Source organism: Methylobacterium sp. 275MFSha3.1 (assembly GCF_900108435.1).
GTDB lineage: Bacteria > Pseudomonadota > Alphaproteobacteria > Rhizobiales > Beijerinckiaceae > Methylobacterium.
This window is the reverse complement of the sequence record NZ_FNWP01000024.1, coordinates 45,383-63,343: the sequence shown is the minus strand read 5'-3', so window position 1 is coordinate 63,343 and position 17,961 is coordinate 45,383. Positions and strand designations below refer to the sequence as shown.

The 17,961-nt window shown below is 65.2% G+C and carries 13 protein-coding genes and 1 tRNA gene; 6 read left to right on the top strand and 8 right to left on the bottom strand.

All coding sequences use genetic code 11. The annotated features are described in order from the left end of the window. Nucleotides 1-349 precede the first annotated feature (349 nt). From BLW78_RS31005 to BLW78_RS24485, 5 genes are all read right to left on the bottom strand, one after another. Nucleotides 350-1,396, bottom strand: a complete 1,047-nt coding sequence (locus BLW78_RS31005) for a hypothetical protein (protein ID WP_139307727.1) — start codon at nucleotides 1,394-1,396, stop codon at nucleotides 350-352. A 15-nt stretch (nucleotides 1,397-1,411) separates the two neighbouring features. Continuing rightward, nucleotides 1,412-3,367: an AAA family ATPase gene (locus BLW78_RS24500; RefSeq protein ID WP_091682625.1), complete on the bottom strand. Its 1,956-nt coding sequence runs from the start codon at nucleotides 3,365-3,367 to the stop codon at nucleotides 1,412-1,414. Between the two features lie 924 nt (nucleotides 3,368-4,291). Continuing rightward, nucleotides 4,292-6,064, bottom strand: coding sequence for a hypothetical protein (locus BLW78_RS31000; RefSeq protein WP_139307726.1), 1,773 nt, complete (start codon nucleotides 6,062-6,064; stop codon nucleotides 4,292-4,294). 482 nt (nucleotides 6,065-6,546) lie between these two features. Then, entirely contained in the window at nucleotides 6,547-7,611 is a 1,065-nt protein-coding gene (locus BLW78_RS24490) for a tyrosine-type recombinase/integrase (protein WP_091682622.1), read from the bottom strand. 105 nt (nucleotides 7,612-7,716) lie between these two features. Then, a tRNA-Arg gene (locus BLW78_RS24485) sits at nucleotides 7,717-7,793 on the bottom strand. Nucleotides 7,794-7,970: 177 nt separating this feature from the next. Here BLW78_RS24485 and BLW78_RS24480 point away from each other — a divergent pair. The 3 genes from BLW78_RS24480 to BLW78_RS24470 all read left to right on the top strand — a co-directional run bounded on the left by BLW78_RS24480 (nucleotide 7,971) and on the right by BLW78_RS24470 (nucleotide 10,043). Next, nucleotides 7,971-9,062, top strand: coding sequence for an acyltransferase family protein (locus BLW78_RS24480; RefSeq protein ID WP_091682620.1), 1,092 nt, complete (start codon nucleotides 7,971-7,973; stop codon nucleotides 9,060-9,062). An 86-nt stretch (nucleotides 9,063-9,148) separates the two neighbouring features. Then, nucleotides 9,149-9,574, top strand: a complete 426-nt coding sequence (locus tag BLW78_RS24475; protein WP_091682619.1) for an RNA polymerase sigma factor region1.1 domain-containing protein — start codon at nucleotides 9,149-9,151, stop codon at nucleotides 9,572-9,574. Between the two features lie 79 nt (nucleotides 9,575-9,653). After that, complete coding sequence (locus BLW78_RS24470) at nucleotides 9,654-10,043, top strand: phage holin family protein (RefSeq protein WP_042669436.1); 390 nt, start codon at nucleotides 9,654-9,656, stop codon at nucleotides 10,041-10,043. A gap of 179 nt (nucleotides 10,044-10,222) precedes the next feature. On the opposite strand, the gene BLW78_RS24465 is transcribed toward BLW78_RS24470, so the two are convergent. Both BLW78_RS24465 and BLW78_RS24460 read right to left on the bottom strand, forming a co-directional pair. Further along, entirely contained in the window at nucleotides 10,223-11,929 is a 1,707-nt protein-coding gene (locus tag BLW78_RS24465; protein ID WP_091682617.1) for a sensor histidine kinase, read from the bottom strand. A 375-nt stretch (nucleotides 11,930-12,304) separates the two neighbouring features. Beyond that, a complete protein-coding gene (locus tag BLW78_RS24460; RefSeq protein WP_020094759.1) occupies nucleotides 12,305-12,523 on the bottom strand; it encodes a hypothetical protein in 219 nt (72 codons plus the stop codon). 225 nt (nucleotides 12,524-12,748) lie between these two features. Between BLW78_RS24460 and BLW78_RS24455 the strand changes: the two genes are divergently transcribed. The 3 genes from BLW78_RS24455 to BLW78_RS24445 are packed head-to-tail and all read left to right on the top strand — an operon-like array spanning nucleotide 12,749 to nucleotide 16,573. Beyond that, nucleotides 12,749-14,020: an MFS transporter gene (locus BLW78_RS24455; RefSeq protein WP_091682616.1), complete on the top strand. Its 1,272-nt coding sequence runs from the start codon at nucleotides 12,749-12,751 to the stop codon at nucleotides 14,018-14,020. After that, the gene (gene fhuF, locus BLW78_RS24450; RefSeq protein WP_091682614.1) at nucleotides 14,017-14,811 is read left to right on the top strand and encodes a siderophore-iron reductase FhuF; all 795 of its coding nucleotides are present in this window, start codon (nucleotides 14,017-14,019) and stop codon (nucleotides 14,809-14,811) included. The genes BLW78_RS24455 and fhuF overlap by 4 nt, the downstream gene beginning before the upstream one ends. 13 nt (nucleotides 14,812-14,824) lie before the next feature. Then, complete coding sequence (locus BLW78_RS24445) at nucleotides 14,825-16,573, top strand: ABC transporter ATP-binding protein (RefSeq protein ID WP_042675783.1); 1,749 nt, start codon at nucleotides 14,825-14,827, stop codon at nucleotides 16,571-16,573. Nucleotides 16,574-16,585: 12 nt separating this feature from the next. On the opposite strand, the gene BLW78_RS24440 is transcribed toward BLW78_RS24445, so the two are convergent. Beyond that, complete coding sequence (locus BLW78_RS24440) at nucleotides 16,586-17,641, bottom strand: LacI family DNA-binding transcriptional regulator (protein ID WP_091682613.1); 1,056 nt, start codon at nucleotides 17,639-17,641, stop codon at nucleotides 16,586-16,588. Nucleotides 17,642-17,961 lie beyond the last annotated feature (320 nt).

Genomic DNA, 17,961 nt, shown 5'->3' with positions numbered 1-17,961 from the left:
TTCATAGCGGTTTCCAAGCTTGTCCCCGATGCCTCCTGACAGCACGTCTCACTCTTCCTCAGATGTGTCTTCTGCGATCGACTCTAACTCACTGAACAACAGCAGCACCGTTGCGGAGGTCCGCTGTCCCTTTGAGATTCGATAGCGACCTCACAGACCGGGAGCTCGATACAGATAAGTGTCACGCAACCGGCCTTCTTGCCAGTGCCTCGTTACCCGCTTCCCTTCCGCGAGCTAAACGATAATATCCTACCGGGCTGATGAGGATAGTGACACGATGTTAGCTCAAGCCGATTACCATCACCGCGATTTTTTTCGGCTGAGCGAACTACAGAACCCTGTTTCATGGCTAGAATTCTGCTCGGTGCAAGGTTCCACCCTGCAAAATACGGAGTTCATTCTTCGGTCCAACGTTTGCCAGCTCGGGTACGCCATCTTTTTTCCAGAACATTAGCCGGTAAGCTGCGCCACCTTTTGTGATGTGCATTCTGTGTGAGGTCGCTTTATCTCTGGTTCTGATTTCACCGAAATCGCGAACGAAAGTGCCTTTAGCACCGGTTACACATTCCGCGCACTTTCTGAGCACAACCGCCGAATTCTGCTGGTTGTCATTAATCCCGTGCCGATCAAGCGACCAGATAAAATCTGAACCGACAAAGAACTTGCTTTCACCTTCCAGCGGCAAGCTAGAGATGTTTAGATCCATATCCCTCGCTACCTGCAGAGAGACAGCAAGATGAATTTGTTCCGGTGTCTCTGCATCAGTCCAGACCTGTAGGGGATCTAAGCTCCTGAGAAAGCTCTCGGGGGTATCAATATGAGGTATTTCAACCGTCATGCGCTCTGGTTCGAGCACAACTTGTGTCGCCCCGTCTTTCTGGCGAACTGCTTCAACCGTCGTAGAGACTCTCAGTATCTCACCGTTTACAGGAAAGCTTGAAAGTATCCTCGTATTCGCTGAGCGCTCTGAGTGAGCTATCGTGCTGCACAATCTCTCGAAATTTTCGACAAGGATCTTGTCACCGCAGACACTCAGGTCAACTCCGCCGATGGCACAGTTTTGATATTCATCGGTTTCGCACCCCCAGCTCTCAAGCACGGTCTCCGCATTAGACATGATTGTAAGCATGCGCGAGCTGATGTCGTTGGCAGAGAACACATGCGACAATTCGTATAATTCCAAGAGTGCATTTACGTTCTCAACGAGCGGATAGCAGTTTGCAGCCGAGAGCACATCAATTACGTCATACGCTATCAGGAAGTCTGCGACGTTCTGATTGGTCATGCGGTCTGCCCAATCATTTATGTTCATGAAGATATCTTCTATATCATCAACATGCTCGGATGCTCCAGGCATTGCGAAGTAACTCGCATCGAACAACACGGACGGCAACATTATCACTCACCCAGATTACGGCCGGTTCTTCGTTTTTTGATTCTTAAGCTTGCGCTGAGCCGCCTTGAGTAGCTCCGATGTTTCATCCTGGCTTTGATCGAAGAAATCTTTGGGCCAGTTTTTCACGGCACCGTACTCCGTGATTTCCACGGGTTCGCATACCGTATTACCGTCCTCGACATGGGTGAAATAGATATTTATCTTTGACTGTAGACTAGATCCCTCGGTCTCCGCTATCCTCCGCCTCAACCTCTCCACTAAATATTCGCTGTGTGTTTCCAATATACATTGGCGCCCGCACAAACCGAGACTTATGAAGAAATCGGCCAGTCTCGTCTGCACACGCGGGTGAAGATGCAGCTCGGGCTGTTCGAAGATCAATGTCGATGGTATTGGTGCTAGCAGGGCCATAACGATGATTGGCAGAACTTGGCTCACACCTACACCGACGTTCGTTAAATCGTGATGCAAAAAAACGTCTTTCGTTCTGACTTGCAATTCATGCCCCATCTTACCCCGATCACCCGTCCGAATGCTCTGGGCTACACCGAGGTAGATAAGCCAATCGATCACAGCATCCTGTAGTGTGGTCTCAGTTTGAGGCGCATCGGTGGGAGACCCGACATATGCACTACTAACGTATTTGATTTCTTTGTCCTTGTTTAAGTCCAAAACTGCCGCGGTATGCTCGCCTTTGTAACCAACATCCGTGGGATTTGCGACAGCTTCGAGCGGATAGATAGGTTTGGGCTCGTCTCTCAGCGGGCCGAGATATCGTATTGCGTGCTGGAAAAAGCTGATGGTTAGATCTGCGGCGGACTCTATTGCGTAAGGAGCAGAAGCCTCAAAACCCATGTCATTATCGACATCTATCCGGGCCAAGAGCATACTTTCGACCTCGGATTGTATGGAATTCAAGGCATTTACCACTTCGTTTTTAGGACGATCAGGAAGGTATCTCAATATATTACTAGTGGTATCGAACAATTCCTTTACACTCTGCTGGCCGTCGAGAGTTCGAGTAACAGCGCTCTCAAGCAATTTCTTTATGTAGGTGGCGCCGGTTGGCACGTTGCTGCTGTGCACAGCGGTCATTATCGTCTTAACCAAAAGGTTAGCTACCACCTGCGGGACTATAGTACCCACTACGTCGGCGTCGTACATGTACGAAGGATAAGATCGATAGGATGTTAGCATCGTCGCTATTTTACTGGATACATCGCGACGCTTGTTGTAGGTGTACCCGATCTGCGAAGGCAGAAAATGCTTTGTTGTAGCTCCGACCAGTGTCGACCCCGGGCGATTTTCGGTAACCTGCGACGTAGTCTCGCTGTCCATATAGTCGATCTTCATGGAAAATAAATTTTTTATATTTCCGAGCGCTGCATCGGCGCCGTAGTACTGCGGACTACGATCAAATCTTCTATGTACGAGGCTGACCTCGTTCTTTCTGATCGGCGCGTCTTTTTCAATGCCGTCAGAGTACTCTGTACGCATCTTCACTGCATCCAGCGCAGGTTGAAGCTGTTGCAACTCACTAGTGCTCAGCGCAGCACGCACAAGTTTGTTAGCTCCGGGATCCTCGATCACGCTGAATCTAACCGAGCAATCGATTTTTCGAATCTGGAACCTTTGTCTGTACCCAAAATACGGCACTATGTAACTGGAATTTCTCTCATAGTTGTGATACGAGCTTGCATCCGTAAGAGTCCACGAGAACCCTATCGTCTTTTGTTCGGTATTGATGTTTTTGATATCATCGAATCTGCCGAGCTTTAGAATTGGTCCGTTGAGACCCAAAGGTCTGTTTGGATTATTATATAGTACGGTCTGCTTTAGCAGCAGCAGACTTTGAATGATGGTGCTTTTGCCGCTGCTGTTTGCTCCAGCCAAAACCGTAATTGGAGCGAGATCGATGTCGCCACTATCGCTGAAGGATTTGAAATTATTGAGTGACCATTTTGCAAGCATGACGCGACCGGTGAGCCAAAGCGTGTGGCATACTTCTTAAGATAGTTGGCGGTTTCGCTCAAGTGGTTGCGCGTCAATTACAGAGCGCGGGACTCCTATTCCCAAAAATCCAACCGCGTTACGTCTTATGCGGCAGGATCTTGGAGTCGAGGCACGGTCAGGTCTGCGGCCTCGTCGTTACTTCGAACATCCACGGTATCGTATCTGGCCGCCTTTGATGCCCCTGGAGATGCGTCGAAGGTGACGTATCGCTCCGCGTCGCTTGGTAGGCGGTGAAGACGCGGCGGTTGTCATTAGCGCCGGTGCACGCGCCTGTCTGGGGCACCAGCGGCGAGCCATCTCCGCCCGCTAGCCCTAATGGGCACATCGTGGCCAACCTTGGTGGCTATGTCTGCCGGTATAGAAACAGATACCGGCCGCGCGGACGGGGCGCTAGGCCCCGCCCTTCATCTGGTTCTCCCGTTTCCATAGCGGCTGCAGATTTTTGAATTGGCATAGCTCCAAGAGCTCAGCCTCGGATTGAGCCGCAGAAAGTGGTACGATGTGGTCTACTTCCCACTGTCCGTATCGCGCCCACACCATGCCTTCTTCGAAGCGAGCCGATATGTGCTCACGCAGGGTTGCACGATCGCATCCGAGAGCTCGCCTAGGGCTATGCCGCCCTTTGAGCACCTGACCGGTCCTGCGCTGCACGCTTCGGTACATCCGGTACGATGGATCAGTTCGGGAACGGGCGGACTCCCTCGATCGGGCTTTCTGAGCGTTACAAGCGACGCACTGCTTGTTGGACACGTACCGCTCATCGTAGTGACCGAACCGACATGCTTCCCCTGTTCTGTAGCGCGTCCAACCCTTCTCCCTGGCTTGATCCCTGCTGATAATCTGTTGGCGAGAATTCGCCGTTCCGCTCAACGCTGCGGGTCCTCAGGCCGCCACGCTGAAGCGGCACTGCGCGCTCCGCCCGTACTCAGGAATGTACGTCACCCCATACGCGTGGACGGCCTTAGCCACATCCGACTCTGGCCTGCTCAGCTCCTGTAAGAAGCGAGAGTAAGAGGTACCGGACACGACAGCGGCTTCCCGGACTTCCGAGCTGAGGTGTTCACCCGGTGGGAGGGACACCAGGACCCGGAGCACCTTCTCGGTTGACCGGGGCAGCTTGGCCTTCTTGGTTCCGAGCTTCAGGTCCCAGTTCCGTATGACGATACCGGGCATTTCGTCCGCAAGCTGTGCAACAAGATCTTCGCCTGCCTTACCCCGAGGGCAAAGAACGAACACATCAGCTGCCTCGCATCCTCCTTCGGCATCAACCGGCTGCCGACATCTGATCCGATTGATTGCTTGGGTTACCTCGACCACATTGTACGAAGCGATGATTTTTTCGCTTATAGCGATGCGATCTGGATAGTTGTCATTTAATCTGCCGGATTTTGTCCCAGCCAACGGAGTTAGCAACGCGGCACAAGCCTGCGTCGGAACTATAGGGTTAAGGTACGGAAGACCATAGATTACGACTGTAGTATTTCTGCACCAATCGTTCTTGCCGGTCATGTTCCCATAATGAGCTGTTTCATACGATCCGAGCCTCGTGTCTGCATTCCGGATGATTTCTTCTGCATCCTTATGGCAACAGATCAGAGGATCCCCACCGTGGCGCCGTAAAGTTGCGACTGCGTCAGCCACCACTGGCCAGTCATTGCCGGCGCTCTTAGTGAGGTGGCACTTGCCCACTCGCTGGTCCCTAGCTACCCATAAGGTAACGTTACTGTAGTTTCTCAAGCGTACCTTTGGGCGATGTAGGAAGAAACGACCGTCGACCAGTTTGTATCGCTCGTCTTTGGATGCAGTAGCATCAAGGATTACTCCTCCGATGGCGTCCGGAATAGATGGCTCGGAAGCTGAGATGGTGATGACATTCCCTAGTTTTGTGGTGAACGCCCTCCCGATTCGCTTCATCTGACTGAGTGTTTCGATAGTGGCTCTGCATGCCTTAAGTGTACTTCCTGGGTCCAGGTCCTTGGATGAGAATGAGAGCAAATCGTCTGAAGTTATCGTATTGAAGTCCGCACGAACATCTGAGAATGTGAGTTCGGACATTTGCTCCATAAGCTCGTCTGATAGAAATGCGTCATCGGGGGCAACGCAGTCCCGAATGCGCTTCATCTCGGTTAAAAGTTTCCCAGTAAACTCGTCCATCTTTCGCAGGCCCGGATGGATCGCGTTTCGCAGCACTCCATTGAGTACTCCGAGATCATGCTGTGCAAGGCTGAATGATCGCACTATAGGGAAAGCTTCGTCGATGACTATGAGCCGCCGGCGGCCATGACGCCAATTATCTAGATATCTTACGTCTGCGCCGGCCGATCTGCCGTTGATGTTGTCTAGAATTGCTTGGTCGATACCAGCGTGCGTAATGGACAATATTAGTGCCCCTTTTCGATCTTCTTCGTTCTGCGCCGCTTCACTATGAGCAGCTAAGGCTCTGCTCTGCCCGGCAATCCTATTGATGCTGTCAGCGAGCTTGTTAGCTTGATCGATAGTCCGATTAACTAATAGTACACCGCACTGTTCCAATCCCTCGATTAGAGCGCAGTAAACAGAGAGGGCTTCCGTTTTTCCAATTCCGGTGGGGAGGCATAGTACATCCCATTTCCCATCCCTCCGGGTCATAGCCTTGTTTAAGGTGTCTGCGTACATCTTCCAGGTCGTGCTCTGTGCATCGCTTGTTTGTCTGCCGAGCTGCGATCTGTAGGCTGTTAGTTTCTGAACAAATTCAGCGGGACACGGTCCCATCGGGTCTCCTGTAAATGGAAGGCTGCCAGATCCGGCCGGCATACCTTGAGAAATGACCCCAGTTTTCTCTTAAAGGAGAGAAGCCTGGAAAGTGGGGGATATTAGCTGCGGCGGGAAGCCGGCAAGGAGGCCGTCCCGTCAGGGGACGAGCTATTCCACGTATGAAGGAATGGGAATTTAGCGGCTGCTCTTAGGTAATCGATCGCACCAAGCGTCTGATCTACCGCTCTGATAGGTGATCTTGAGTTAAACTAAGATCGAAATGCGTGAAGATCCGGACTCCGACCTACGATAAGATTTGGACCTCATTTTTATTATGACGATCCGAGCGTATCCCGGCTTCGCCGTCTGATTCGTATCCACACGAGGTGAATTACAGATTTGGCTTACTGCTGCTGATTGCGGGCAAGCGGCGTACTCGTCGTCTGTAGCTTCGCGACGATAGCTTCTGGCTTAAGGTGCGTGTAGCGGAATAGCATCCGCATATCTCTGTGCCCGCTTATGAGTGCAACTTCAGCGGTACTCAGGCCGAGTTCGAAGAAGCGACTGACAGCCTCATGGCGTAGATCGTGGAAGCGGAGATCGAGTATATCAGGCTGCGAGCGAGAAGCCCGTAGCTTGCACCGCTGCCAAGCCAGTTGGAAGGCATCGGGTTTGACACAGAACACGCGCTCCTCGTTCCGTGCTCCCGGTGCGTCTCGCAGTTCCATAAGGATCGAGACCGCCTTTGACGTGAGCGGGATGCGGCGGGAGATGTCGGTCTTTGTTCGAGGGATCGTCAGTAGGCCTACTCTGAGATCAACGTCGGACCAGCGAACGTTGAGGAGTTCCCCCCTTCGCATCCCGGTCTCGATAGCGAGCTGGATCGCAGCTCTGAGCCATATGGTGCGACCGATCGAGCTAGGTTTCAGTAGGCTGTCTAACTCGCCTTCTGCGAGCCGCCTCGTACGTCCCTCTGGTGCTGTCGGCTTTCGTACCTTGGCAACGGGGTTTGCGGTCAGGGGTACGTCCCACTCATTCTGCGCGGTCTCGAACACGGATCGGAGCAGGCCGAGTTCACGGATGATGGTCCCCGGGCTCACCTGCCCGGCGCGGTGATCGCGATAGCGGCTGAACACCTGAGGGGTGGCATCAGATAGGGGGAGGGAGGCCCAGGGCTGGCCCAGGAAGGCGTTCAGCCGGTTGATCTCTGGGATGTGCCCTCGCTTGCGAGGCGTCACTGTGTCCCTGTAGCGCGTCAGCAGGTCCGCGATTGTCGTGCTGGCAAGCAGCTTGGCACCGGCTTGCGCGCTCGTGACCGGCTGTGCCTCAGCGGCATCAAGCTCGGCCTCCACGTCGCGGATCCACCGCTGGGCCTCAGGTTTGGTAATGAAGCTTCGCGCTCGCGACGGATGGCCGCTCCTGCGGACCTGCGCCTGCCATTTGCCGTTCCGCTTGCGGACGGTGGCCATCGGATTTCCTCACAGCTGGGACCGATTTGGGACCGGCTGATGCTGAGGAGCTTGTCTAGCGCTCAAGCCAAGGCGCTAAGGCCTTGTTTTTCCTAGGAGATCTGTTGGCGCACCCGACACGATTCGAACGTGTGACCTTTGCCTTCGGAGGGCAACGCTCTATCCAGCTGAGCTACGGGTGCTGGCCGTGGCCATTCCCTAGCCCAACCGCGCCGGGAGTGCAACGGCGCCCGCACCGTCCCGTGCAGCCGCGGGCGACGCGGCAAGATCTCCGACGCGTGTTGCCCCGGCGTCCTTGCCTTCGCGCGCCGTTTCCCGGCCCCTGGGCGCCGGGCAGAAGCGTCGCGGAGTGGGCAGGGGTGGTGGAGGCGACCGACGGCCGGAATCCGCGGGCGAACAATTTCGGGTCCCTGCGCATCCTATTCGCGGGCCTCGTGATCCTCGCGCACGCCCCCGAACTCGTTGACGGGAATCGGTCCCGGGAGTTGCTGACGCAGGTCTTCGGAACCCTGTCCCTGGGGGAGATAGCCGTCGACGGCTTCTTCCTCGTGAGCGGCTACCTGATCACCGCGAGCTACCGCGCCAAGCGCTCCTTCGGCGACTATCTCGCGCGGCGGGCGCTGCGGATCTACCCGGCCTTCGTGGTCGCGTCCCTGCTCTGCATCGCCGTCGTCGCGCCCCTCGGCGGCGGCAACCTCGCGGCCGCCTCGCCGCTCGAGACGCTGCTGAGACTGTCGCTGCTGCTGATGCCGGTGGTCCCGGGCGCCTTCGCCGAGCTGCCCTACCCGCTGCTCAACGGCTCGATGTGGACCATTCCGTGCGAGTTCGGCTGCTACCTGCTGCTCGGCCTCGTCGGCACCGCCCGCGCCCTGCGCCGCCGCGGGCGCTATCTCGGCCTGCTCGGGGGGCTCGGCAGCCTCCTCGCCCTGCGCTGGCTCTTCCTGCCCGTCGGGCATCCGGGCGACACCCTCGGATCCCTATCGGAGATGATCCGCCTCACCTTCGTGTTCTGCTGCGGCGGCGCCTTCCGGCTGTTCGCCGACCGGATCGCCTACACGCGGCGCGGCGCGACCCGCGCCGCCCTGCTGCTCCTGCCGCTGATGTTCAGCCGACCGCTGGCCGAGCCGGCCTTCGCGATCCTCGGCGGCTACCTGATCTTCTGGTTCGCCTTCGCGGTGCGCCCCACCGCCCTCAGCCGCGCCACCGCCCAGGTCGACCCGTCCTACGGGCTCTACCTCTACGCGTGGCCGGTGCAGAACCTGCTGGTCGCGCGGATCCCCGGCATCTCGCCCTGGACGGTCGCCGCCCTCGCCCTCGCGGCCGCCATCCCGCTCGGCCTGCTGAGCTGGTACCTGATCGAGCGGCCGATGCTCCGGTTTCGGCCGGGACCGGGCGGCGCGCCGCCGGAGCCCGACGCGATCCCGGCGGCCGCGCCCGCCCTCGGGGCCTAGCGCCGGAACGCCCGCGGCCGCCGGTAACCGGCGCCACCCCGGCGCGTTCTCGATGGAGCATCGGGACGCGGCCGCGGAGGCGGGACATGACGCAGGCTCTGGAACGCGCGACGCTCGACCGGCTGGTCGCCCTCGGCCGCGACCGGGGCCTCCTCACCGCCGACGATCTGCGCGCCGCGCTGCCCGTCGAGCGGATGGACGTTGACGCCCTGGTCCTCGTGATGCTGGAGCTGGAGGCGGCGGGCGTGAGCGTCGAGCCGGAGGCCTTCGGCCCCCCGAATGACCGAGCGGTCCCGGTCTCGGTCGCGCTTCCGGCGCCGCGGCCCGGCACGCCGCCGGTCCGGGCCGCGGAGGCGGAGGCGGGGCAGGGCGCGGCCTTCGCGGAGCCCGCATCCGCCGCGCCGGCCGCCCCGGAGCCGGTCCCGGACGACGGCGCCGATGCCGGCCGGGCCGTCCTCCTGGCCGGCCTGGCGACCGTGCTGATTCTCGGCGCCCTGCTCCTGATGCTGTGAGCCACCGGCGCGGAACGCATCGGGCCGCGGCTCCGTTGGCGAGAGCCGGCCGGTGACGGCCCCGAGGATTCTCGTATCCATGCGTCAGACCCCGGACGGAACCCTCGCCCTGCTGATCGCGGCCCTGCGCGAGGGCACGGCGCATGTCGAGGCGCTGCTCACGCTGGCGCGGACGGAGGTCGACGGCAATTTCCGGGCGATCGTGTCGCTGATCGCCATCGTCGGCACGATCCCGGTGCTGCTGATCGTCACCTTCTTCCTCGGCCTCGACGCCGTGGTGAAGCTGCTGGCCGTGCCGTTCGGTGCCGAGGCGCCGGCCGCGCTGATCGTCGCAGCGCCGTTCCTCGTCATCGCGCTCGGCCTCGGCTGGATGGGCGCCCGCCGGATGGCGCTCTCGAACCTCGAGCCCTGGCGGACGTGGCGGCAGGTAAAGCGCGATGTACAGGAGGTGACGCGCGCCGGCGCGTGATATCTGGACCGGAAAACCCAAAGGTATCAACGCGTTTCAGATGAATGCTCGCGCGCACTCTGAGCGCGGGTCGACCGCGCGCGACGCGCGGCGTGCGGAGGAGCGCGTTCAACCGATCTTCCAGGATCCGTGCTCAAAGCTCTGCTCCGACGACTGAATCAGCCCGAGCCGGTCTGCACCTAGCCCGTCGGCGCCAGCATGGTGCCGAGACCCGGATCGAGTGGGACGTCGAGGCGGCAGCGCAGGCCCTCGGCCTCGAAGGCGAGGTCGACGGTGCCGGCGAGTTCGCGCCGCACGCCGCCGGCGATCAGCCGCGTCCCGAAGCCCACCCGGGTCGGCGCCCGCACCGGCGGGCCGCCGCGCTCCTCCCAGCTGAGCCGCAGGCGCCGCTCCCCGGCCGTGCCGGCGGCGAGCGACCACGCCACCCGGACGCGGCCCTCGCGGACCGAGAGGGCGCCGTACTTGGCCGCGTTGGTGGTCAGCTCGTGGACCGTCATGCCGAGGGCCAGCACCTCGCGGGGGCTCAGCGACACTTCCGGCCCGTCCAGGCGGATCTGGTCGTCGCCGGTCCGATAGGGTCCGAGCTCGCTCTCCAGCACCTCGCGCAGGGGGGCCCCGCTCCAGTCCTCGCGGGTCAGGAGGTCGTGGGTCTTCGACAGGGCCAGGATCCGCGCCTCCAGGACCTCCGCGGAGCCGCGGGACTGCCGGGCGAGGGCCTGGACGGTGGCCAGGGTATTCTTCACCCGGTGGTTCAACTCGTGCAGCATCGTGCCCTGCTGCGCCTGCAGGGCGCGCCCGCGCTGGATCTCCGCGCGCAGCTCGGCGGTGCTGCGCTGGAGGGTGCCGGCCATGGCGTCGAGCTTGCTGCCGAGCCGGTCGAACTCCGCGGCCCCGCGCAGGCCGGTGCGGGCGGCGAGGTCGCCGGCCTGCCACGCCGCCGCGGTGCGCAGGAGCCGGTCGACCGGGCGCCGGATGAACACCCGCCCGGCCACGAGGGCGGCGGCGAGCGCCAGGGCCGCCCCCAGGGCGATCAGAACCAGCCCGCGGCGGGTGGCGGCGTCGATATCCGCGAAGGCAGTGGCGTAGTCGCGCCCGACGACGACGCGCACCCCGGCCAGCGGGCCGTCCGGCATCGCGGTGGCGATGATCCGCTTCCGGCCGTCGAGGCCGGCGGCGACGCGGACGTCGCTGCCCTGGGCCTCCAGCATGGCGGCCCGGTCGGGCGGGATCGGCCTGCCGATCCAGGCCGCCTCGTCCGGGCGGCGGGCGATGATCAGGCCGTCCCGGTCCGTCACGGTGATCGCCGTCTCGGGCTGATGGAGCGCCTGCTCCAAGTGATCGGAGAGCCAGTCGAGGTCGACGGCGGCGAGCAGGACGCCCGCCGGGGCCCCCGCCGACTCGCCGACATGGACGGCCCGGGCGAAGTGGATCGACGGCCGCTTCGTCTGGAAGCCGACCGCGTAGCCGCCCATCGCGTAGCCGCCCCGCTCCAGGGCGCGGCGGTGATAGGCCCGGCCGCGGCTCGAGTAGGAGCCCGCGGGCGCGCCGGCGCTGTCGCAGATCACGGCCCCGTCGGGGTCGGTGAGGGCGATCAGCAGCACGTGCGGCAGCCGCGCGGCAGCCCGCCGCAGGTAGGCGGTGCAGGCCGCCGGCTCCCGCACCTGCACGGTGGCATCCTCGGAGATCAGGTCGAGGGCCTGCTGCATCCGCTCGGAGATCTGGGCGAAATCCTCCGCGACGTCCCGCGCTGTGGCGCGGGCGTCGGCCCGCACGGCCGCGTCGCGGCTCGCCCGCAGGGCGACCTCGTTGTAGCCCTGGATCGCCAGCGCCGGGGCGAGGGCGAGCAGGACGAGCAGCAGGATGCGGGTCGTCAGTGACAGCGGCATCGGCGGTCAGTCGCGACCGGCGATCGGCGCGGGCGCCCGCGCGGCCAGGGTCTCCACGGAGCACGGCTCGGTGATCATCCGAATCCCCGATTCGAGTCCGCAGGTGGCGAAGGTCGCGTTCTCGGCGGAGCCGGCGACGCGCAGGCCCCTCGGATCCGGCCGTCGCGGCCGCCGGGCAGGCCGACATGGCCGACCAGCAGCCCGGCCGCCGCGTCCGCGCCCATGGGGCGCCGCCGGATCGGGCGGATGCGATCGGCGCGCGCGGGGGCGGATTCGAGGGCCGGACGCCGTCTCATGTCGGCGTTGTTGCAGAACCGGTCGGCCCTTGCCAGTGCGCCGCGCGGTCGGGGCGGCGGGAGCGTGGGCCGGCTCGCCTCAGCGCCCGCGGGGCCGGCCGGCCTCCGGACGCAGGTGCAGGAAGCTGCGCTCGCCGGTCGCGGCCTCGGCCACGTGCTGGATCGTGTCGAGCAGATCGGACACGGCCCGCGGCCCGGCCGGCCGGAAGCCCGCCCTCGGCTCGACCCAGCGTCCCTGCGTGCGGTCCGCGGCGATCTGCGCCTCGCTCAGCGCGTCGAAATCCCGGCGTCGGGTCATGGCTCAGCCCTCCACCGGGGACTCTGTCGGGGCCATGGTTGACGAAAGGTTAACGCCGGATCCGGCGGGGCGGCGCGCCGCGAATACCCGCCGGCTTGATCCCCGGCACAGGCCTCTCTAAACAGCGAAAACCGAGGTAAATCAATAGATTAGTGTGATTATAAACTGCGGTCTCCGGACCGGCCCGGATCGCGGCACCGGTCGAGGTACGGCGTGCGGGGGGCGATGACCGGTTCCGCCGGACCCGCCATCGGCACCCGGGTCGTCGACACCCTGGCGGCCCTGCGGCCGCTGGCGCCGTTCTTCTGCCTGTACGTGACCTTCGGGGCGACGCTCGGCTTCCTGTCCGGCGGGGCGCCGCTGATCCTGCGGGCGCGGGGCGTGGAGCTGGCCGAGGTCGGGCTGCTGCAGCTCATCAACCTGCCGGTCGGGCTCACCTTCCTGTGGGCGCCCCTGCTCGACCGGCTCCGCCTGCCGATCCTCGGCCACCGGATCGGCTGGATCGCGGCCGCGCAGGTCGCCTCGGTGCTCCTGCTGGTCGTCCTGAGCCTCGGCGAGGCTTGGCCGCTCCCGGCGCTGCTCGCCCTGGCGATCGCCGCCTGCGCCTGCGTGGCGACCATGGACATCGCCCTCGAGGCCCTGGTGGTCGAGACCGTGCCGGCGGAGCGGCGCGCCTTCGTGGCCTCGGCCAAGCTGTGCGGCGCCTCCCTCGGCGGGATCTTGGGGGTCGGCGTGCTGGTCGGCTCCTACGACAGCCTGGGCTGGCGCGGGGCGGTCCTGGCCTGCGCGGCCCTCGACGCCCTCTGCCTGCTGCCGATCCTGGGCTACCGGGAGTCGCGCCTGCGCGAGACCCGGAGCGCCGGTGCCGGCACCGCGGCCGGTGCGGGCCCGGAACGCTGGTCGGGCTCCCTGGCGCGGCTGCGCCGCCTGGGCGGTCGCGTGCTGGTGCTCGGCGCCTACTTCGCCGCCTCCTACCTCGTGGGCGGGCCCAACACCCTGGCGCTCCTCGATCTCGGCGTCCCGCTCGGGCAGGTCGGCACGCTCACCGGCACCGTGCTCCCGGCCGTGAACCTCGTCATGGCGCTGGCGGCCGGATGGCTGGCCGCGCGGTTCGGCACGGTCCGGCTGATCGCCGTGGGGGCCCTCGGCGTCCTGGCCTCCGGGGGCCTGATGGTCGTCGCCTGCGCGGGCCGGGTGCCGGATCTCGGCATCACCGCCGCCGTGCTGGGCTTCGTCGCGGGCGGGTTCCTGGGCGTGCCGGTCTTCAACATGATCTACCGCTGGGCCCAGGGGCCGAAGCCCGCCACCGACTACGCGCTCCTGTTCGGCGCCGCCTTCTTCGCCGCGATGCCGCTGCGGGTGGCAGCCCCGGCGCTCGCCGGCTGGATCGGCTGGCCGGGCTACTTCGCCGCCACCCTGCCGCTCTACGCCGCCGCGGTGGCGTGGCTCGCCGTCGCGGTGGACCGGACCCTGCGCGACGACGGGGCGGCGCGATGATCGCCGAGGTCGCCGCCCAGGTTCCCGACACGCTCGCGGCCTACCGGGACGGGGTCGCCGAGGGCCCAGGCGGCCCGGACGCGCTGCCCCTCGGCGCCCTGCGGGACGGGGCCGTGTTCGACGCGACGCTGGCCGCCTTCGGGGCCGGGTTCGGCGCGGAGTTCCGGACCGCCGACCCGCGAGTCCGGGTCTCCTACTGGAGCCAGTTCTACCTCGCGGCCCTGGCGACGCCGGCGCTGACCGCCCTGGTGCGCCTCGGCCGGCCGCTGCCGCTCGCCTTCGACGCGGTCAGCCTCGAGCTCGACGCGGCCGGCCGGCCGCGCCGCTTCCGCCTGCCCGCGGACGGGCCGGCCCGCGCGGCCTGCCCGGCGCCCGGCCTGACCGGGCTGGTGGAGGCGCATCTGCGCCCGTTCGTCGAGCTCTGCCACGCCCGGTGCGGGATCGCGCCCCGGGTCCTCTGGGGCAACGCCGCGGTGATCCTCGACTACGTCGCCCGGGAACTCGGGGACGGGGAGGGGCCCGGCACCGCCTGCGCGAGCGCCTGCCCCACGGCCTGCCCCACTGCCCGATCCGCCGCCCGCGCCGCCGCCTGTGACGACGTCGCGGCCTGCCTCGGATGGCGCGCCGGCCCCGGCTGCGCTAGGAGCCCGCTCGAGAGTCCTCTTGCGCAGGCGCTCTGCCCGGGACCTTCGGGCTGCAGGCGGCGGCGCGTCTGCTGCCTGCGCCACCGCCTGCCGGGGGTGCCGTCCTGCGGCGCGCTCTGCCCCGTCGAGTGCGCCGCCCAACGCTGATCCGAGCCGCGCGATGCTGAAGGCCTTCCTCGCCTATTACCGGCCGTACCGGACGCTGTTCCTGGTCGATTTCGGCTGCGCGGTGCTGTCGGGCCTGCTGGAACTCGGCTTCCCCATCGCCGTGAAGGGCTTCATCGACAGCCTGCTGCCCCGGCAGGACTGGGGCCTGATCCTGCTCGCCGCGGCGGCGCTGGCGCTGGTCTACGTCGCCAATGCCGGCCTGATGGTGGTGGTCACCTACTGGGGCCACGTGCTCGGCATCAACATCGAGACCACCATGCGGGCCCGGGCCTTCGACCACCTGCAGAAGCTGTCCTTCCGGTTCTACGACGGCCAGAAGACCGGCCACCTCGTCGCCCGGGTGACCAAGGACCTGGAGGAGATCGGCGAGGTCGCCCATCACGGGCCCGAGGACCTGTTCATCGCCGTGATGACGCTGTTCGGCGCCTTCGCGCTGATGCTCTACGTCCACGCGCCGCTGGCGCTGATCACCGCGGCGATCCTGCCGCTGATCGCGTTCGTGTCGATCCGCTACGGCGGCCGCATGACCCGCAACTGGCAGGCCCAGTACGGCCGGGTCGGCGCCTTCAACGCGCGGATCGAGGAGAATGTCGGCGGGATGCGGGTGGTGCAGGCCTTCGCCAACGAGCCCCACGAGCGCGCCCTCTTCGCCCTCGACAACGCCCGCTACCGGGACACCAAGCTCGAGGCCTACCGGCTGATGGCGGCCGGCCTGTCGATCAACTACCTGGGCCTGCGCCTCGTCCAGATTGCGGTGCTGCTCGGCGGCGCCGCCTTCGTGGTCCGGGGCGACCTGACGCCCGGGGGCTTCGTGGGCTTCCTGCTGCTGGTGGGCGTGTTCTACCGGCCGCTGGAGAAGATCGGCGCCGTGGTCGAGACGTACCCGAAGGGGGTCGCGGGCTTCCGCCGTTACCAGGAACTGCTGGCCACCGAGCCCGACATCACCGACCGGCCCGGCGCCCGCGCGGTCGGCGCCCTGCGCGGCGACATTCGTTTCGAGGGGGTGGGCTTCGGCTACGGGCCCGGCCGCCCGGTCTTCGCCGGCCTCGACCTAGCGGTGGCGGCCGGCGAGACGGTGGCGTTCGTGGGTCCCTCGGGGGTCGGCAAGACCACCCTCTGCGCCCTGCTGCCGCGCTTCTACGAGGTCGAGGCGGGCCGCATCACCGTCGACGGGATCGACATCCGCGACATCACCCTGGCGAGCCTGCGCCGCCAGATCGGCATCGTCCAGCAGGACGTGTTCCTGTTCGCCGGCACGATCCGGGAGAACATCGCCTACGGCCGCCTCGACGCCGCCGAGGCCGAGATCGACGCCGCCGCGCGGCGCGCCCGTCTCGGCGGGCTGATCGACAGCCTGCCGGAGGGCCTCGACACCGTGGTGGGCGAGCGCGGCGTGCGCCTGTCGGGCGGCCAGAAGCAGCGCATCGCCATCGCGCGGGTCTTCCTCAAGAACCCGCCGATCTTGATCCTCGACGAGGCGACCTCGGCGCTCGACACCGAGACCGAGCGGGAGATCCAGCGGGCGCTCGCCGAGCTCGCCCGCGGGCGCACGACCCTGGTGATCGCCCACCGCCTCGCCACCATCCGGGACGCCGACCGCATCGTGGTCCTGGGGGAGGGCGGGGTCGTCGAGGAGGGCCGGCACGCGGCTCTGCTCGCCGCCGGCGGCCCCTACAGCCGCCTGCACGCGGCGCAGTTCGGGCGCGGCGAAGCCGGCGCGGGCGTCCTCGCGGCGGAGTGAGAGCCGGCCTCGCTAGGGTGCCGCCGGCGCACTCGACTCGCGCACGACGAGGCGCGCGGGGAACAGCGTCTGGGCGAGGTCGTCCGGCGCCCGCGTCCCCTCGATCAGTTCGACCAGCGTCGCGAAGGCGGACCGGACCATGTCGAGCACCGGGACATCGACCGAGGTCAGGCTCGGGACCGCGTAGGCCCCCTGGCTGAGGTTGTCGAAGCCGACGACGCGGATCTCCGCGGGGACCCGCACGCCGCCCTCGTGCAGCGCCCGCAGCACGCCGAACGCCACCCGGTCGCTGGCGGCCACGACGGCGTCCGGCCGGGCGCCGGGTCCGGCCTCCAGGAGAGCCCGCGCGGCCCGGTAGCCGCCCGCGGCGGTCCCGTCGCAGGAGACCACGAGGGCGTCGCGCAGGGGCAGCCCCGCCTCCGCGAGGGCATCCTGGTAGCCGCGGAACCGCTCGGTGGCGGCGGCGGGCCGGCGCGCGTCGCCCGCGAGCAGGCAGATCGACCGGCTCCCCGCCGCGATCAGGTGGCGGACGGCCCCGTGGACCGCGTCGCGCTCCGCCAGCGCGACGTAGTGCGTGCCGGGCACCTCCAGGCCGAACACCACGAACGGGCATCGCTTGGCCTGGAGCAGGCCGATCAGCGGGTCGTCCCGATCCTCGGCGAAGACCACGAGGCCGTCGACCCGGGCCTCGCTGACGAGGCCGGCGATCCGGCCCGGGCCGTCCGGGTCGTCGGCGCGGCGGCAGCGGTGGACCAGGGTGTAGCCCTGCCGGTCGGTGACGGTGCCGAAGGTCCGGAGGACGTGGCCGTGATCGGCCGTCTCCCCCGGGCGGCCCCCGTCGGCGGCGGGCTCCGGCGCCGGAGCGAACACGCAGGCGATGCTGCGACTGGGCTTCTTGCGCAGGGACCGGGCGGCGAGGCTGGGCACGAAGTCCAGGTCGCGCATGGCCGTCTCGATGGTCTCGCGCGTGGTCCGGGCGACCTTCTGCGGGTGGTTCAGGACCAGCGAGACCGTCTGGAAGCTCACGCCGGCCCGTCGGGCGACGTCCTTGATCGTCGTCTGGCCCATCGTCACCTCGAGAGCCGGTCCGGATGGCCGCGCCCCCCGCGCGGCGCTGCCTCGTTCGGTGCGCCAATCTAGATCTGTATCGATCGGAGATAAAGCCGCGGGCCGGGCGGCGAAGACGGCGTATGCCCGCGCAAAGGCTGCGCAGGACCGGTCATTCGCGCGCGAAATCCGATCCATCCTGCGGTTTCTCGGTGCCCCGATCCCGCCGTTCGGACGGCCCGCCGGGCAGGAACCTTGTCCCCCCTGTGCGGTTCGCCGGGCAGCACCTCAAGCGATGATCGGGGCGTCGGGTGCCTCACCCAATCCGGATGCCACTCCCA

Coding starts and splice junctions, on each gene's coding strand:
- fhuF (WP_091682614.1), top strand. CDS start 14,017: ATGATCGCCGAGGTCGCCGCCCAGGTTCCCGACACGCTCGCGGCCTAC.
- BLW78_RS24460 (WP_020094759.1), bottom strand. CDS start 12,523: ATGACCCGACGCCGGGATTTCGACGCGCTGAGCGAGGCGCAGATCGCC.
- BLW78_RS24440 (WP_091682613.1), bottom strand. CDS start 17,641: ATGGGCCAGACGACGATCAAGGACGTCGCCCGACGGGCCGGCGTGAGC.
- BLW78_RS24470 (WP_042669436.1), top strand. CDS start 9,654: ATGCGTCAGACCCCGGACGGAACCCTCGCCCTGCTGATCGCGGCCCTG.
- BLW78_RS24475 (WP_091682619.1), top strand. CDS start 9,149: ATGACGCAGGCTCTGGAACGCGCGACGCTCGACCGGCTGGTCGCCCTC.
- BLW78_RS24465 (WP_091682617.1), bottom strand. CDS start 11,929: ATGCCGCTGTCACTGACGACCCGCATCCTGCTGCTCGTCCTGCTCGCC.
- BLW78_RS31000 (WP_139307726.1), bottom strand. CDS start 6,064: ATGTACGCAGACACCTTAAACAAGGCTATGACCCGGAGGGATGGGAAA.
- BLW78_RS24500 (WP_091682625.1), bottom strand. CDS start 3,367: ATGCTTGCAAAATGGTCACTCAATAATTTCAAATCCTTCAGCGATAGT.
- BLW78_RS24445 (WP_042675783.1), top strand. CDS start 14,825: ATGCTGAAGGCCTTCCTCGCCTATTACCGGCCGTACCGGACGCTGTTC.
- BLW78_RS31005 (WP_139307727.1), bottom strand. CDS start 1,396: ATGTTGCCGTCCGTGTTGTTCGATGCGAGTTACTTCGCAATGCCTGGA.
- BLW78_RS24455 (WP_091682616.1), top strand. CDS start 12,749: ATGACCGGTTCCGCCGGACCCGCCATCGGCACCCGGGTCGTCGACACC.
- BLW78_RS24490 (WP_091682622.1), bottom strand. CDS start 7,611: ATGGCCACCGTCCGCAAGCGGAACGGCAAATGGCAGGCGCAGGTCCGC.